The following is a 14,882-nucleotide window of genomic DNA, read 5'->3' as shown; positions in this document are numbered from 1 at the left end:
ATTTTTCACACAGTTTATTGTTTTGGGTGCATGAGTTTAGCTACATTTTTATCTCTTTCAACACCAAAGTAATTGGCTACATTAACGCATTTCGTTCTGAGGAGAAGTAGATGCGGTGCGTTTAACTCCATTTCGGTTATCGTTTCAGCGTTCCCCATACCCTTTGCGATTACAAGATCCGCGGAGCCATATATTTCTAGAAAGTCTTGGCTGCACTCCGACAATATAAGCCCCATCATATCGCTTCCGGTTGTAGTCACTATATCGGCAATCATGTTTAAACCAACCTGTAGGGCGTCCTCCATAGTCGCGTCATTGGAGACAGCTTCACTTTTAACCGCGACAACAACTTTATTGCCGATCTTTTTCAGCTCCCTAATGAGCAGCGCGTCAAAGGCTATTTCGCCAGCGTTATCCGCCAGGTAAACAGTCAGCTTAGATCTTTTAGCGGCTTTAAAAGCCTCAGATATATCGTCTATCGCCAGACTCTGCTCGGCTTCAAAAATGAGCTTACGTAGATCGCTGAAATTGAACGTGTGCCCCGGAATATTAAACTCCATGACGTTGCCCACAATAGCGCATAGACAAGCCTTCCTAAACCTTAACTCATCGGATCTAGCTTCAGAAACTATTCTCTCAGCCATTGGAAGAAGCTTCATAGCCTCCATGTTACACATTCGCTTCTTATCCGCAAATGGATCTGGGTTGCCCGTAACACGTTTAATTATTCTTTCGCGCATCGTGCCTAAAACCGCTGGTACAGCATCCCGTCGAAAACCTTTAGCTAACATGTCGAAAATCTGGGTTAATGCCCTAAACCTTAACTCTGGATCCTCTGTTGCCTCGAGAACCTCAAAGTAGCCTCTCTGAAATAAGCATAATGCGCAGTCGACCCCAACCTTCACTTGATCCCCCGCCCCAAAGTCTCCTCGAGACAATTGTTCGAGTTTTTAGTGCTGAGCTCTAAGCGCGGCCTCCGCAAAATCAATCATAACCTTATATGGATCTTTAGCCTTCACTACGCCGCTGGCCACGAGGATACCTTCGGTTCCAAGCCTTATCGCTGCGGCGACGTCGTCACCGTTGGTTATTCCGGCCCCACATAGGACTACGACTTCAGGGTTGATCCTTTTGACTGCCTTAACGGTGCTCGTAACGACTTCTGGTTTAGCCTTTGAAACCGGTATACCTGTGCCTATGAGCTCCGGTGGCTCTACGGCAATCATGTCTGGTTTTAGGGCTGCGGCTGAAGCGCTCACAGGCGTGTTATTGCTGCAAACAACTGAGATTAAACCAACCTCACGCGCCCTCGTTATGGCGGCATCTATGTCGGCTAGTTTAAGCCTTCTTTCAGAATGGTTGATCAATGTTCCAATAGCGCCGGCTTCTTTTACTGATTCTGGAAGAACGTGTCCGGTAAAGCTTCCATAGCCTATTGGATCGATATGTTGGGAGAAGACTGGTATGCTAACCCTTCTCGCAACTATAGATATGTCTACGAACTGCGGAGCCACACCTATACATACGCCTGTCTCAACACTGGCTTTCTCAGCCATCTCGGAAAGCTTAACAGCCTTTTCACCTGTGGCTTCTGCATAAGTCTTAAAGTTCACTATTATTATCGGGGTCTTAACATTACTGTATTTCAACATGCTTTTCTCCCCGTAGCTTAGCCAACATTATTCTGTCTAAATGATTTAAAGTTTAAGGATAAAAATGATGCTTAAAAACGGCGCGACTTTAGCCGCCTTCCATATCAGCATCAGCCATAGAATGGTGGCTTGTCGCGTTTTATCTCCTGTATCTGCTGTTCAGCCGTTTTCTTCGCGTCCTCTAGTAGGCTATCAAATGTTTCGTCGAGTTCAGATATGTAGGATTCGAGGGCCTCAATATATAATAGTAGAGCTCTAATCAGGTCGCTTACACTGTTGCTGTAGTCTAGAACTGTGCTTATGAAATCTATCTCCTTTTTACTCTTATCTTCCTCATCAATCTCTCTCTTAATGTCCTCGAGCATCTTGTAGAAGCATTTCTCCTCGACTTTAAAGAGGTCAGATTTAAGGTTTACGTAGGTCTTCAAGCTCTCCAAAGTCTTCCTTATAGATTTCCTCCCTATGGGCTCCGCCACATTAGACCCCTTCCATTTTAGGGGAATTTAAAGATCTATGCGAGGGTCGCGCTATTAATATTTGTTAATAGCCTCATGTATCTCTGAAAGATCTACACATAATTACATTGGGCTCAAGAGTTTCTTAACGTAAATACTTTCTATATTGAGAGAGCACATTAAGCGCCATGCGACTTTAAAGGAATAAATCTAAAAGTAGATAGGCTGAAAACACCATTAGCTAGATGATTTTCCAGCGAGAAAAACTTTATGGTCTTTCTAGACTTCGTCGTTCCTATCTTTATGCCGAATCCTCCAGCCCTTAAACGCTTACCCATAAACCCTCAACCCCGTTCTCATTTAAAAGACATTATTGTAGGGCAAAACGCCGTTCTGGGTTTCGCTCCATCACATAAATTGTTCGAGCCTCGTTAACCCTATTATTTCATCGAACTCCAAGTTTAATGCATCTAGAATCTGGTCGAACGTTGACCTCAAGTAGCTGACGTATTTGTCGACATCTATCTCCTTCGACGTTGCCAGCTGGACTGGTTTAACAAACGGTTCCCTAGTGACCTTCACGAACCTTATTGTGTCTCCTGCCTTTATCTCGACGCCTTTAGCCATAAGTATGAGCGCGGCTTTCACGTGCTGAGGTGTGGTTTTATCGTACGCTCCCGGCACTTTCCCCAAAACGACCTCGAAGGCTAAATCGTTTATGTCTTCCCACTCGCGGTTCTTGAGCTTCATGTAGCATTCGCGTATCGTCTTCTCGATTTCCTTTTTCGCCACATCGAATTCAGCCGGTGTTTTAACGCGGCTTAATATGTCCTCAATCTTGTCAAAATATCTTTTTATGAATAATGGTATATGCCGCTTCTTTCCAGTGAGCCCCTTAACATCCACGCTCCCGTCCTCTAAAACCCCTAAATAATTCTTTTTCCTCGAGCTTAAAACAGCATATCGATAATATTTGTCGACATCTAGTTCCATTCCCAGAGACTTTTCAGCCCACTCGGACAGAGTTTTAATTTGCTCGGAGATCGGGTTCTTAAGGAAGAGGCTATCGGTGTCGCCATATATTACCTCGATCCCTAGTTCACGAGCCTTATTTATCGTTTGAGTGATTATGCTTCTCCCTATGGCTGCTGTCGCCTCAGCAGCGGGTGGACAATAAAGATCGAATATTTCAGCTCCAAAGACGCCGTAAGAAGCATTTAAAATAACCTTTAACGCGCTCTGTATCACATTGTACCAGTTTCGCTGCTCGCTTGGAAGGGATTTGTCCTTGGCTTTAGGCTTATACCATTTAACCCTTAAGTCTCTCAGTGAGCCTATAAGCGCGCTTTCAAGCGCCCTATGTTTTCTACATATCCAGTGGGGTGTTTCAGGAACAATATTGTCTCTGCATTCCTCATGCGGGCATCTCACAGTTTGATAGCCTAAATTGTAAACCTTAATTATGGATGGATACAGGCTTTGAAAGTCCATTACGGCTACGTTGAAGTGCACTCCGGGAGTCGGCTTAACAACTATAGCGCCCATATACTTCTTACCTTTAATGATAGCTTTCGTCACCGTTGTCCCCCTGGCGCTAACTATGTCGTCGCTGTTTGGGATAAGGATGTTTCTCCTACGGTGCTCATAGTATATGAAGCTGCGAATCCACTTTGAAACGCCCTGCCTGCTCACGTCCTCCATGGGCATTCGGCTTATCCTAGTTAATGCCATTAGAAGCTTCATCACAAGATCATCGTTGTAGGAAGTGAGCTCCAGAGTTATTTCAGCATCGTTAAGACAGTACCTTGCGAGCTCGCCGTAGGAGATTTCGGATAGGGGCTTCGTCAACTCAATTTTAGATTTACCTAGCAGAGCTCGTGCAATCTCGTCTAGGGTTGCGTTGCGATATTTCTGTCCGAAAGCATATATTTGAATCGACCTGTTTAAGAAGAACCTGTAAAGATCAATGTGGACGCCGTACTTCAATAGGCAGGTCTTCTGGCTCCTATCTATTGGGACGTCACTCTTCGAGAACCCTAGATTCTTCGCTCTATGATAAAGGTAATTGAGGTCGAAGTCGTCTCCATTAAAGGTTATCACGAAAGGATAATCGTTTAATGCATTAAAGATCGACTGTATTAGATCCCTCTCCGAAGCGTAAAATTCTATTGAGACATCACTTGGAAGATTCATATCACCTTCTTCGATGCCAGCGCGTTTAAGAAGTAAAACCCTTTTACGCCCATCTGAATCAACTAGCGAAGCACATATTACCGGCTGAGAAGCCTCTTCCGGATCTGGAACACGCGTCGCAATAGGCGAATAAACCTCTATGTCAAGGGCCACGCGACGCATCTTTGTAGCAGGATACTCAAGAAGCCTAGCCCAATCTTCTATGTACGGTATAAGGTCGCCTTCAGCCTCCCTTAACAGACCCTCAGCTATCTTCTTAATGTTTTCTTCAGCCTCCTCATGCCTATATGGATGTAGTTCACCGTTTTCAATTTTATAGAGCATGCCCGGCTGAAGACCCCTATCGTAAATGTAGCATTGATAATATTTAATCGTGGCCTCCCAAACCTTAGCCTCCCTCAACCTTCCGAAAGTGGCCGCGTAGTCTTCCGGGATTATTTCTCTTAAGCAGCCCTTCGGTTTGCCGCCGATAGCAAGCGGGTCTTTTGCGACAACTCTGGTCACAGTGATTTTCCGGTCAAACAAAGCATCATATTTTTCAACCCTTTCTAAGTGATCAAAGCCCGGATGATTAACAACCCTCTCAAGCTTCTCAAGCTCCTCTACTGGAATGTTGGTTAGCAGATAGGGTTTATGGCCCGTATTATCGTACCAAAAGTATATTCGCTGTGAAGCCGGCTCATAGAGCTTTAGGTAGGCAACCCTCCTAGAACCATCATAGCCGGCTGAGACCAAGTATGAGGGCGGCAGATTTTTCGGCGCGAACCTTTCTTCTTCAGCATACTTCGGTAGCTCTTGAATAACCTCTTCCTCAAATTCCGCTTCTTCATCTAAATTTGACGCTAGCTCTCCGTTATCCTCCCGTTTTTCAGTCTTAAACACGCGGTAAAACTCGTCCAAACTTTTTTGCTGCTGCATCCTTAACCTATCCAAAAATATATGTGTGTTTTAGAGAATTTAAAATTTCTGAGCGCTGCTAAAAACATTTTTAAGCAATATAATGCCTTAGATATTTAGGTGCTGGTTTACTGGCTGATGACCAAATGTTGAATTGGATTAGTGTTATGCAGGATTTATTGTCTTCCGACCAAATCAACGCTTGGTTAAGAGAAATCGCGCTTCAATATGGTTATCTAGGAATATTTTTTGTATGCTTTATAGGGACATTATCAATCGTTGTCCCAATACCCTACACGATAATAATATTTACGCTTGGCAAATGGTTGGATCCGGTTCTATTGGCTTTTTCCGCCGGGATTGGAGCGGCCTTAGGTGAGTTCTCAGGCTACGTTATGGGTTACCTCGGCAGAGCAGTCATAAGTGATGAGAGGAAGAGGAAGATGGAGTATATGCTGAAGGTTTTTAATCGATATGGTCCCTTAGCGATCTTCGCCTTTTCCCTCACACCGCTTCCAGACGACCTGCTCTTTATACCTCTAGGGATAATGCGTTATAGCTTCGTTAAGGCTCTTATACCATGCTTAGCCGGAAAAATATTAATGAGCTTTATATTGGCTTTAGGCGGCCGCCTCTCAATAACCTTCATAGAGATGGTTTTCGGCGGAGGGGAAAACATTCTATTAACGATGCTGGTGACAACTGTTCTTCTAGCGCTGATAATCGTCGCCATGTTTAAGATAGACTGGGAGAAGCTTTTTCCATTGAACGGAGACTAAAGCGTTGAAGAATCGGGTCTCTGCCAGAAAAGATATACTTTTGTCTGCGCTAAAATGCCGCAAATCCAGCTAATCGACATATATCGGGTCTACGAAGCCCTCCAGCAGCTCGAAGACGAGGGTAAGATTGTAGGCCTACCCGGAGGCCGCTACGTCACCGTAAAAGCAGCCGTGAGAAGATGGCTAAAAGAGAACTTTGTTGAGATCGGGATACCCGACTATCTGGTTAGAGATATAGAGTGGACGATGAAGCTCAAGTCGAAGCGGCACTATTCCCTCGAAGCCTTCATCCTAGACGCCCTAAGAGAACACATTGCGAAGGTTAAGGAAATATATGAGGGATGCGGGAGTAGGTGGGAAACAATTATAAAATAGATAGCGGCGATAAGTCTTATAAGATACGGCTCCACTTTAACTTCAATTAAGAACTGTTCAGAAAAGAATTAGGGTGATAGCTTAAATTGAGCAATTCTGACTCACTTAGCAAGGTTGGATCCATATCCGGCATAATAGTGTTCTTCGTCGGGGTAGCTTTACTCGCCTTCACATTTTACAGCGGCCTAATCCTACTGCTCTACCCGGAAAGGCTGGCGGCGTTCGCGGAGCTGATCCCGGCGCCTAGGATCAACGGTCAAGGAGCGGGGGAACTTATGAGCGGCCTAGCAATAATAATCACACGCGTAGTCGCCTACATTATCCCAATACTGCTAATACTCGTGCTCGGCTACATCGCCTCAAAGATAGCCGCGCAGGGAATACAGATGTACAGAACTAGGCCGCCGGCCCCTTCAAAGGCCGCTGAAACCTAGAAAACCGAAAAACCATCAACAACCCTTTTTTATCCACCGTCTTAAGCCCATTAGGCCTAGAAACCCGGCTTAAGGGCCCGATAGGCTAACGCGAGATTCAGGTAACATATAAAAGCAAGTTGATGCAAAAACACTAGTTTCGTTAATAACTCGGCGGCCCGATGACTGTAATGGGGTTCCTGAAAAACTACCCAAGAGCATACTTTGAGATTTTAGCCGCCTCCTTCATGCTCATGATAAACATGAGCCTTGTTTCGGCTTTCCTCCCCATATTCGCCTACGAACTAGACCCTTCAGGCGTCATGGTTGGCCTAGTATCCTCCGTATGGTTCTTCTTCCGGGTTTTCCTAGAGATCCCGTCGGGAGTTTTATCCGACATTGTGGGCAGGCGCATCCTCCTAATACTGGGTTTAGCCGCATCCACTATCGGGGCAGCGCTCTGCTCACTAGCCAACAACATATATATTTTAATAGCTGGGAGAACCCTATGGGGCTTAGGGACAGGCCTATTCTTCATGAGCAGCTCAGCCATAATATTCGACATATTCCACTCGGGCAGGGGCACCGCCCTAGGAACCTTCCAATCAATAGAGTTCATAGGCAGCTTCATTGGAGCCCCGATAGGCAGCTTCATGGCGAGCATAACGGGTTACAGGCAAGTTTTCGCAGTATCCGCCATACTGGGCGCCGCATCGTTCACCATAGCCTACCTCTCCGAGGGCTTACGGCAGGTGGGCGCAAAAAGATTTGAAAGCAGAGGAAAACTGCTATCCATCAGAAAAGTTCTCCCCGGATTAAGGAACATGGGGCTCACATCAGTCTACATAGGCTCCTTCTCAAGAATGTTTGTCTGGACAGGCATAGCAGGCACCGTTTTCCCGCTCTTCCTAAACCTCCACCTAAACGTGCCTGTCGAGATTATAGGCGTAATCACCAGCATGAGAACGCTCGGCATAATAGCCTCCACAGCCATATCGGGCAGGCTCTCAGACAGGATAGGGAGAAAACCGGTAATCGCCGCCGGAATGCTGATAGAAGCCCTAAGCCTCTACACCTACACAAATGCGCCAGCTTCAAGCCTCATAATCTCCACAATATCTTTCGTGGAGGGTTTCGGGCGCGGCATGGTTCTAACATCCCTAATGGTTCTCCTATCCGACCTAGCTCCGCAATCCCTCAGGGGAAGCGCCATGGGAGTATACCGAACATTCATGGACGCCGGAGGACTCACCGGACCAATATTCTTCATGGTGATTTACGAGGCTTTCGGGCCGACCGCACCATTCGTCTCAGCCGCCATACTGGTGCTCGCAACCTCAGCCCTTATAGTAGCCGCTTAAACAGCCGGATGCTGAACTGCGGAAGTGCGAAAGGCCCCCTGCAACCTATATTTCAACCCGGATGAGGCGGCTGATATCATATTTTATGTTCATTATTGGCTCCACGTGAAACCTAACTTCGCCCTCTCTAAGCTCAACGTATATAAGCTTGCATTTAGGGTTCCTACACTCGAACTTTCCGGCGAGGCTACGCTTACGTAAAGGCTTACCGCATAGCGGACACCTAAACTTTAAGCTGCCGGATCCGCTCCTAAAATAGAGGCTTATCTTAGCCATGTTTTTCTCAATCCACTCTTCAAACATTTCCTAGGCTGCGCCCCGCGCCCCTTAAACCCTCCAAATAAAAGGATGGGTTCCAAAGTATATTAGATGATCTATTATTCAGAGCATTTCCAGAATAATATCGCCGTATAAGGCGGGCTCTTACACCCGGTTTTCAGCCGCTTATGCGCCTAAAATGTTCTTAAGGAAGTTATATGCATATTTAATTGAATAATATCTGGTTGCCGACAAGCATGAGGGTTATAGCTGACCTACATATACATAGCAGGTATAGTCGAGCCACAAGCACAAACATGAATATTCCTAAGATAGTTCGCTTCTCTCAGATTAAGGGCTTAACGCTCGTTGGAACAGGAGACTTCACGCATCCGAAATGGCTCCGCGAGCTTAAAGAGAACCTGGAGGACGCTTATGGGATAGGTCTCTACGAGCCCGTAAGCATGCCGGGAGCCCAAGTATGGTTCATGATCACAGGGGAGGTTTCAACGGTCTTCTCCTTCAACGGCGAGAGCAAAAAGGTTCACCACGTAATTTTAACGCCGAGCATAGAGGTCGCCGAGCAGATAAACGACCGCTTATCCAAGTACGGCGACCTAGAAGCCGACGGCAGACCAACTTTAAACATGTCTGCAGCCCAGCTCGTCGAGGAGGTCATCGAGGTCTCAGGCGACAACATAGTCTTTCCAGCGCACGCTTGGACGCCATGGTTCAGCGTCTTCGGGGCGTTCAGCGGATTCGATAGGATGGAGGACTGCTACCAAGACATGGTGAAGCACATATATGCCCTAGAGACCGGCCTATCGTCCAATCCGCCGATGAACTGGCGCCTAAGCGCCCTAGACAGGTTCACGCTTCTATCGAACAGCGACTCGCACTCCAGCTGGCCTTGGAGGATCGGCCGTGAAGCAAACCTCTTCGATGTTAAACGCTTAACATACCTAGACATAGTAGACTCCATAAGGAGGAAGGACGCTAACATCCTTAAGCTTACGATCGAAACCGACCCCGCGTACGGTAAATACCATTGGAGCGGGCACAGGGCCTGCGGCGTCTCCCTTCCACCTGAAGAAGCGATAAAAGCTGGGAATAAGTGTCCGGTATGCCATAAGAGGCTTACGAAGGGGGTTGAGCAACGCGTGGAGGAGCTGGCCGATAGGCCGTATGGCTTTAGGCCCCCCAACTCACCCGGATACATGCATCTCCTTCCATTATCGGAGGTTATATCGGCGGTTATAGGCGCAAACTCCCCAAGCTCCCAGAGGGTTTGGAGCATATATAATGCTTTAATATCTAGGTTCGGCAACGAGTACGCTGTTCTAATGGACGCTGGCTTCGATGAGATAGCGAGGGCAGCGAACCCGCTAATAGCTGAAGCCGTAGTGAGGGTTAGGGAGGGGAGGGTTAAAGTTATCCCGGGGTATGACGGCGTTTATGGGCAGATAATAATTTTCCCCGAGAAGGGTTTAGGTGTAGCGAGGGAAGCTGAAGGCGACGCTGAATCAGATAAGGCGGATAGAGAAGAGCCGAAGAAGAGAGGTGTCGAGGGCGCTAGGCAGAGGTCTCTCTCAGACTTCTTCTGAAAAATATGTTTAGGGCGATTAGAAAAAAGTGAGGGGAGTAGAAAACTACTTAATTCTTCGGAGAAGCGCTTGAGCCGTCAATATCATGGGATCCCATGTTTCAGAGAGGGGCGGCGCATAGCATGTCTCAGCCTTCGCAAGCTCTTTAACGCTCATCTCTTTAAGTATTGCGAAGGATAAGGCGTTTATCCTCTGAGCCACGCCTTCCCCGCCGACTATCTGGGCTCCAACAATCTTCTCGGTCTCCTTGTCGGCGATGAGCTTTATCCTCAGCGGCATGGCGCCCGGATAATACGATGCCCTAGTCTTACCGCTAAGCGTCATGGAAACAGTCTCTATACCGGCCCTCTTAGCGAAGGCCTCCGTTAAACCCACGGCGCCTATCTCTAAATCAAATAGTTTTGTGACGGCTGCCCCCAAGACGCCTGGAAATATGGCGTATCCGCCAGCGGCGTTTATCCCAGCGACCCTCGCTTGGCGGACGGCTGTTGTCCCCAGCTGGCATACTGTTGGGCGTTTAGTGATGAGGTTTATTGATTCAACGCAGTCCCCGCATGCGTAAACGTCTTTAACATTAGTCTCCATGCGCATGTTAACTTTAATCAGCTTTGTTTCTCCGAGCTCTATGCCGGCTTTCTGGGCTAACTCAACGTTTCCTCTAACGCCGGTCGCCACAACCACTATGTCGGCTTGAATCTGTTCGCCGGCTACAGCTACGCCGGTAACCTTCTCGCCGCCTAATATTTCTTCAACGGACTTCCCAGTAACTATCCTCAAATTATTCTTCTCCAGCTCCCTCTGAACGAAGTCGGCTACGTCCTTGTCAAGCATCGCTGGGAGAATCTGGGGCAGAAGCTCCACGACAGTTGTCTTTAAACCCCGCTCAACGAACGCGACGCCTAGCTCTAGGCCAATTAAGCCCGCCCCGATAACGACCGCCGACTTAGCCTCCTTAACCGCCTGATCAATCCTTTCTCCGTCGTCGATTGTTCTCAGCACGTAGACGCCCTGCTTCTCCCTGCCCTTAATAGGCGGCATAGCGGGCCTCGCGCCAGTAGCGATTATAAGGCTGTCGTATTGGAGTTTTTCTATGCTACCATCCTTATATTGGACTTCAACGGTTTTAGCGTTAACGTCGATGTTTGTGACGTTTGATTCAAGCCTCAGGTCCAACCTATTCATCTTAAAGTAGGATTGCGGGAAAACAATTAGGTCCTGGAAGCTCCTTATGTGTCCGCCTATGACGAAGGGCAGCCCGCATCGAGAGTATCCGGCGTAGCGCTCATTTGTAAGCAGAATTATCTCAGCCTCTCTATCGGTAAGCCTCGCGGCTGCAGCGGCGTCGCAGCCGGCTGCGTGAGCCCCGATAATAATTATTTTCCTAGCCATCTTGCCTTCAACTCTTCTTGGCGATTTCCCTATACCATTCAACAGCCTGCTCAAAGGTCATTAGCGCCTTAAGGTCTTCTTCAAGGTTTGCTGGCTCAATAATTATAAGCCAGCCTTCGCCGTATGGGTCTTCATTGATTAGCTCCGGCCTCTCGCTCACCCTATCGTTCACTTCGACAACTCTTCCGCTTAATGGGGAGACTAGGTCGGAGACGGCTTTAACGGATTCAATTGTCCCGAAGGGTTCCCCGCGCCTAACGTCTGCCCCGACGCCCGGTAGCTCAGCGAATACTATTTCACGCATCTGCTTCTGCGCATAGTCGGTTACGCCTATCCTAGCCCTACGATCCTCAATCTTAACCCACATCCACTCTCTAGAATAGTAGAGCCCCTCAAGAACCTCGTATCCTTCAACATTAACCATACTCCTTCACCTTAAACGAATATCTACGGGCTCTCTTAATTTAAAATTAACGTTAATATAATTGAAGAGGGCGCGGGCGAAGAATGGCTAAAGTAGCTTTTATTTCGGGGCCCATTCAGGGGATGGAGGGCAGGCAGAACTATAGGGATAGGATAAGAAGCATTCTAGCGAAGCATGGCTACGAGGTTATAGACCCGTGGCTCCGCGAAAAAATAGTTTATCGGGCTGGTCAGGCTCTTCCAAGGGACTTCATTAAAAGGGATCTTGAAGATATTGATAGATGCGATGTCTTAGTCGCCTATATGCCTAGGCTCTCCGCTGGAACATGCATGGAGCTGTTTTACGCCAAGCTTAAAGGTAAGAAGACCATTGTTGTCTGCAGGCTTAAAAATCCAAGCCCATGGATAATAGAGCACTCTGACGTAATCGTCAGAAACTTTAGAGATCTCGAGAGACTTTTAAGGGAGGGATGTTTCCCCTAGATCCCGCAGAGCGCTATGTTTGCTTTCTTACCCCCTCAGCCTTCTCAAGAAAATCTGATATTGAAGAGGCTTTAACGAGGCTCTTCACGACGATCGTCTTACCGCGTAACATGTCAAATAGCCTTTTAACCTCCCTATCCTCCAGCTTAGCGACATTTATGAAGATCATTGATGAAAAGTACTGTGCAAATAAATATGGATCCCTACGTATCACGAACGGTGCTTGCTCGGCGACAAGCCTGAAAGTTCCGGCATCCTCAACCTCGATAAACTCCTGAACCATTCTCCGGCACCCAAGATAAATCTACTGAGCCGAACAAGATAATAATGTTTTGCCTAGGCTTCCTGATCCATGATCTCCCTCAAATAGTCCCTTACAATCTCCTTTAATGATTCAACGCTGTTCACGGAGCTCAGCGTTCTTCCATCCTTAATTACGCGCTTTACATCCTTGGGGTCAGCGTAGGGTAAACCGTCAATCCACTTAACGTTTAGCTCGCCGGCTGGGATTACCGGTATATAATGTTTCTCAAAGATCTCTAGAGCCTGATGAGACATGGCCCCGTTAATAATGACCGCTTTAACCCCCCTCTTAGCTAGGTTTTCAGCGGTTGATGAACCCCCACCGCTCGGATCCATTATGAAGACCACGTCTCCCGCCCTGACATTATATATCTTGAAGGCTTTATCAAGTCCCTCTCTAGTGAACGATTCAATCGGCTTTAGCAGGATTAGCCCCTCCCTAGATTCTGAGCCGCTTAAAGATTGTAGCCTACTAAGCATCTGCCTATACGCTTCTATCTGGGCTTCCTGCTCTGAAACCTTATCCCTGAGAACCCTTATCTCCTCATGGAGCTTCCTGAACTCGCGCTCCCGCCTTATCTGGAGAATCTGCTCGCTACGAGTTTTCTCTAAAGCCTCCCTTAAGCTCTCGATCTCAGCCTCTAAAGCCTTCACTTTAAGCTGAAGCTCCCTGTTCGCCTCCCTCAGAATCCTATTCCTCTCCCTCTCCAGCATAAGCCTCTGCGTGAGGTTCTCTATGATCTCCTTCATCTTCTCCTCGCTTGTTAAGGCGGCTCCGATCACAGGGCTCTTCTCAACCCTTCGCTCCCTAAGAAACTTTATCGCCCTAGAAATGCTGTAGCCTCTAGCGACAAGATCCTTAACATCGTTCGGGGAGACTTCTCCGCCAGCATCCTTCAGCTTAGCGTCAACCTGATCAAACTTGCTCTTATAATGCTGATAAGCCTTTATCGCTGCGGCTAAAGCGTCAACCTCATGGGCGTTCTCCGCCTTAACATTATATCGCTCAGCGTAAAGCCGCGTTAACCGATGCTTCTCCTCGATGCTCATTGAAAACGCGGGCTCAAACAACACGGCGTTAAGCTTTCTAGCGAGATTCTCAAGAAGGCTTGGGGCCGGGGAAACATCGCTCGAAATAATTGTGGGCTCGCCGAAACCTATTATCCTCTCAATTATTTTAGACATGGACCAGCCTCTATGGCTCTCTATTAGGATCGGCTCACCGTTAAGCGATAGAATAGCTAGCCCGCAATTTAACCCCGGGTCAACCCCAACAATAAGCTTCCTTTCAGAGACTGGCATACTAATTAATACCTTAAACATAAATTATACTTAAACGTTTAAGCCGACCGGGAAGACAGAAGGTGGGTTCAAAGGGTCTTCACGTAGTCTAGGGCTTCCTGCAGCCCTTTAATCACACCGAATTTTCTCCTAAAAAATTTAATAATGTTCCAGACGTCTCTTTTCAGTAGGACCTCGGCGTTCGGGTGGCTCGCCCTGACGAATTGGGGCCAATCAATTATCAGCACGCGGTTTAGCGGGGTTAAGATCACGTTGAACTCGCTTAGGTCTCCATGTATAACCCCTGATTTAAGGTAAGCTAACCTCACGTTCTCTAGGATTTCATCTAAAACGGCTTCGGGGTTAGGTATATCCTTAAGCCTGAATAGGCATTCGCCCTCTATCATACCCATGACGACAACATGCCTATTATGCCCAATCGGCTTTGGGACAGATACGCCGCATGGGTAAACAAGCCTCAGGGCTTCAATCTCCCTCTCAGCAGCCAAACGCGACTGATAGAGCCATGAAACATGCCTTCTATCTAGCAGGTAGTCCCTAAACCTTCTAGTTTGCCGGAAGCTCACCCTGCCTAAGCGGTGGAATTTCACGGCTACCCTCTCACCGCCCCCAGTTAAAGCATCGTAGACGTCTGACTCTTTACCCACGCCTAAAGGTTTACCGATAGACTCTATGACGCCCGCCTTCACCAGCGCGTTTAAAGCCAAGCAGTCGTATCCAGCCGTGCTCAGAGCGTAGCCAATGTAGGGGCCGACCCAACGGTGAATCAGACCTAAACCATTTAGCTTCTCAAGCCTATACTTGATCTCCTTCTCGGCTAAACCGCTCATCCTCAAAATATCTTTTTCAGGCACATATTTATGGCGGCTCATGTCAACCTCTATCTTCGCTAGAATCTTTATGTCCTCAGCCTCAAGCTGGCGTAACGCCCCCACGGCGATATCGATTGAAGACATAGACAATGGAATAGACTTAGCTCAGGCATTTAACCTTTA

At 47.4% G+C, this 14,882-nt stretch carries 17 protein-coding genes; 6 read left to right on the top strand and 11 right to left on the bottom strand.

Annotation, left to right across the window (positions count from 1 at the left end; genetic code table 11):
• Positions 1–14: 14 nt before the first annotated feature.
• From QXR61_02720 to QXR61_02700, 5 genes are all read right to left on the bottom strand, one after another.
• Entirely contained in the window at positions 15–905 is an 891-nt protein-coding gene (locus tag QXR61_02720) for an ARMT1-like domain-containing protein (GenBank protein MEM3756864.1), read from the bottom strand.
• A 45-nt stretch (positions 906–950) separates the two neighbouring features.
• Complete coding sequence (gene tpiA / locus QXR61_02715; GenBank protein MEM3756863.1) at positions 951–1,652, bottom strand: triose-phosphate isomerase; 702 nt, start codon at positions 1,650–1,652, stop codon at positions 951–953.
• 110 nt (positions 1,653–1,762) lie between these two features.
• Positions 1,763–2,128, bottom strand: coding sequence for a hypothetical protein (locus QXR61_02710; GenBank protein ID MEM3756862.1), 366 nt, complete (start codon positions 2,126–2,128; stop codon positions 1,763–1,765).
• Between the two features lie 158 nt (positions 2,129–2,286).
• Positions 2,287–2,445, bottom strand: coding sequence for a hypothetical protein (locus QXR61_02705; protein MEM3756861.1), 159 nt, complete (start codon positions 2,443–2,445; stop codon positions 2,287–2,289).
• Positions 2,446–2,515: 70 nt separating this feature from the next.
• Entirely contained in the window at positions 2,516–5,218 is a 2,703-nt protein-coding gene (locus tag QXR61_02700) for a DNA-directed DNA polymerase I (protein ID MEM3756860.1), read from the bottom strand.
• Between the two features lie 158 nt (positions 5,219–5,376).
• Here QXR61_02700 and QXR61_02695 point away from each other — a divergent pair, with 158 nt between their 5' ends.
• From QXR61_02695 to QXR61_02680, 4 genes are all read left to right on the top strand, one after another.
• Positions 5,377–5,976 carry a VTT domain-containing protein gene (locus tag QXR61_02695; GenBank protein ID MEM3756859.1) on the top strand — a complete coding sequence of 200 codons (600 nt, stop codon included), beginning with the start codon at positions 5,377–5,379 and terminating at the stop codon, positions 5,974–5,976.
• Positions 5,977–6,030: 54 nt separating this feature from the next.
• Positions 6,031–6,351, top strand: coding sequence for a hypothetical protein (locus QXR61_02690; GenBank protein MEM3756858.1), 321 nt, complete (start codon positions 6,031–6,033; stop codon positions 6,349–6,351).
• An 86-nt stretch (positions 6,352–6,437) separates the two neighbouring features.
• Positions 6,438–6,785 carry a hypothetical protein gene (locus QXR61_02685; protein MEM3756857.1) on the top strand — a complete coding sequence of 116 codons (348 nt, stop codon included), beginning with the start codon at positions 6,438–6,440 and terminating at the stop codon, positions 6,783–6,785.
• 170 nt (positions 6,786–6,955) lie between these two features.
• Positions 6,956–8,125: an MFS transporter gene (locus tag QXR61_02680; GenBank protein MEM3756856.1), complete on the top strand. Its 1,170-nt coding sequence runs from the start codon at positions 6,956–6,958 to the stop codon at positions 8,123–8,125.
• Positions 8,126–8,170: 45 nt separating this feature from the next.
• On the opposite strand, the gene QXR61_02675 is transcribed toward QXR61_02680, so the two are convergent.
• A complete protein-coding gene (locus QXR61_02675) occupies positions 8,171–8,428 on the bottom strand; it encodes a hypothetical protein (GenBank protein ID MEM3756855.1) in 258 nt (85 codons plus the stop codon).
• 212 nt (positions 8,429–8,640) lie between these two features.
• Here QXR61_02675 and QXR61_02670 point away from each other — a divergent pair, with 212 nt between their 5' ends.
• Positions 8,641–9,987, top strand: coding sequence for an endonuclease Q family protein (locus QXR61_02670; protein MEM3756854.1), 1,347 nt, complete (start codon positions 8,641–8,643; stop codon positions 9,985–9,987).
• Positions 9,988–10,032: 45 nt separating this feature from the next.
• Here QXR61_02670 and QXR61_02665 read toward each other — a convergent pair whose 3' ends face one another.
• Entirely contained in the window at positions 10,033–11,430 is a 1,398-nt protein-coding gene (locus QXR61_02665; protein ID MEM3756853.1) for an FAD-dependent oxidoreductase, read from the bottom strand.
• Positions 11,384–11,800, bottom strand: coding sequence for a glycine cleavage system protein GcvH (gene gcvH / locus QXR61_02660; GenBank protein MEM3756852.1), 417 nt, complete (start codon positions 11,798–11,800; stop codon positions 11,384–11,386). Before gcvH ends, QXR61_02665 begins: the two co-directional genes overlap by 47 nt.
• An 83-nt stretch (positions 11,801–11,883) precedes the next feature.
• Between gcvH and QXR61_02655 the strand changes: the two genes are divergently transcribed.
• Positions 11,884–12,282, top strand: a complete 399-nt coding sequence (locus tag QXR61_02655) for a nucleoside 2-deoxyribosyltransferase (GenBank protein ID MEM3756851.1) — start codon at positions 11,884–11,886, stop codon at positions 12,280–12,282.
• A 13-nt stretch (positions 12,283–12,295) separates the two neighbouring features.
• Here the strand turns inward: QXR61_02655 and QXR61_02650 are convergent, their stop codons facing one another.
• Genes QXR61_02650 through QXR61_02640 form a run of 3 tightly spaced genes read right to left on the bottom strand, consistent with a single transcriptional unit; the run spans position 12,296 to position 14,843 of the window.
• Positions 12,296–12,565: a hypothetical protein gene (locus QXR61_02650; protein MEM3756850.1), complete on the bottom strand. Its 270-nt coding sequence runs from the start codon at positions 12,563–12,565 to the stop codon at positions 12,296–12,298.
• 53 nt (positions 12,566–12,618) lie between these two features.
• Entirely contained in the window at positions 12,619–13,908 is a 1,290-nt protein-coding gene (locus QXR61_02645) for a DUF460 domain-containing protein (GenBank protein ID MEM3756849.1), read from the bottom strand.
• Between the two features lie 47 nt (positions 13,909–13,955).
• Positions 13,956–14,843 carry a serine/threonine-protein kinase RIO2 gene (locus QXR61_02640; GenBank protein MEM3756848.1) on the bottom strand — a complete coding sequence of 296 codons (888 nt, stop codon included), beginning with the start codon at positions 14,841–14,843 and terminating at the stop codon, positions 13,956–13,958.
• Between the last annotated feature and the right edge of the window lie 39 nt (positions 14,844–14,882).

Source organism: Candidatus Bathyarchaeia archaeon (assembly GCA_038882715.1).
In the GTDB taxonomy this organism is placed as follows: domain Archaea; phylum Thermoproteota; class Bathyarchaeia; order Bathyarchaeales; family DTEX01; genus DTEX01.
Note: the sequence above shows the minus strand (reverse complement) of the source record. Positions and strands in the feature narration are given on the sequence as shown.

Bases quoted from the DNA above. Each gene is read 5' to 3' on its own strand.
- QXR61_02690 (MEM3756858.1), top strand. From the start codon at position 6,031: ATGCCGCAAATCCAGCTAATCGACATATATCGGGTCTACGAAGCCCTC.
- QXR61_02670 (MEM3756854.1), top strand. From the start codon at position 8,641: ATGAGGGTTATAGCTGACCTACATATACATAGCAGGTATAGTCGAGCC.
- QXR61_02645 (MEM3756849.1), bottom strand. From the start codon at position 13,908: ATGTTTAAGGTATTAATTAGTATGCCAGTCTCTGAAAGGAAGCTTATT.
- gcvH (MEM3756852.1), bottom strand. From the start codon at position 11,800: ATGGTTAATGTTGAAGGATACGAGGTTCTTGAGGGGCTCTACTATTCT.
- QXR61_02705 (MEM3756861.1), bottom strand. From the start codon at position 2,445: ATGGGTAAGCGTTTAAGGGCTGGAGGATTCGGCATAAAGATAGGAACG.
- QXR61_02655 (MEM3756851.1), top strand. From the start codon at position 11,884: ATGGCTAAAGTAGCTTTTATTTCGGGGCCCATTCAGGGGATGGAGGGC.
- tpiA (MEM3756863.1), bottom strand. From the start codon at position 1,652: ATGTTGAAATACAGTAATGTTAAGACCCCGATAATAATAGTGAACTTT.
- QXR61_02680 (MEM3756856.1), top strand. From the start codon at position 6,956: ATGGGGTTCCTGAAAAACTACCCAAGAGCATACTTTGAGATTTTAGCC.
- QXR61_02650 (MEM3756850.1), bottom strand. From the start codon at position 12,565: ATGGTTCAGGAGTTTATCGAGGTTGAGGATGCCGGAACTTTCAGGCTT.
- QXR61_02675 (MEM3756855.1), bottom strand. From the start codon at position 8,428: ATGTTTGAAGAGTGGATTGAGAAAAACATGGCTAAGATAAGCCTCTAT.
- QXR61_02640 (MEM3756848.1), bottom strand. From the start codon at position 14,843: ATGTCTTCAATCGATATCGCCGTGGGGGCGTTACGCCAGCTTGAGGCT.
- QXR61_02700 (MEM3756860.1), bottom strand. From the start codon at position 5,218: ATGCAGCAGCAAAAAAGTTTGGACGAGTTTTACCGCGTGTTTAAGACT.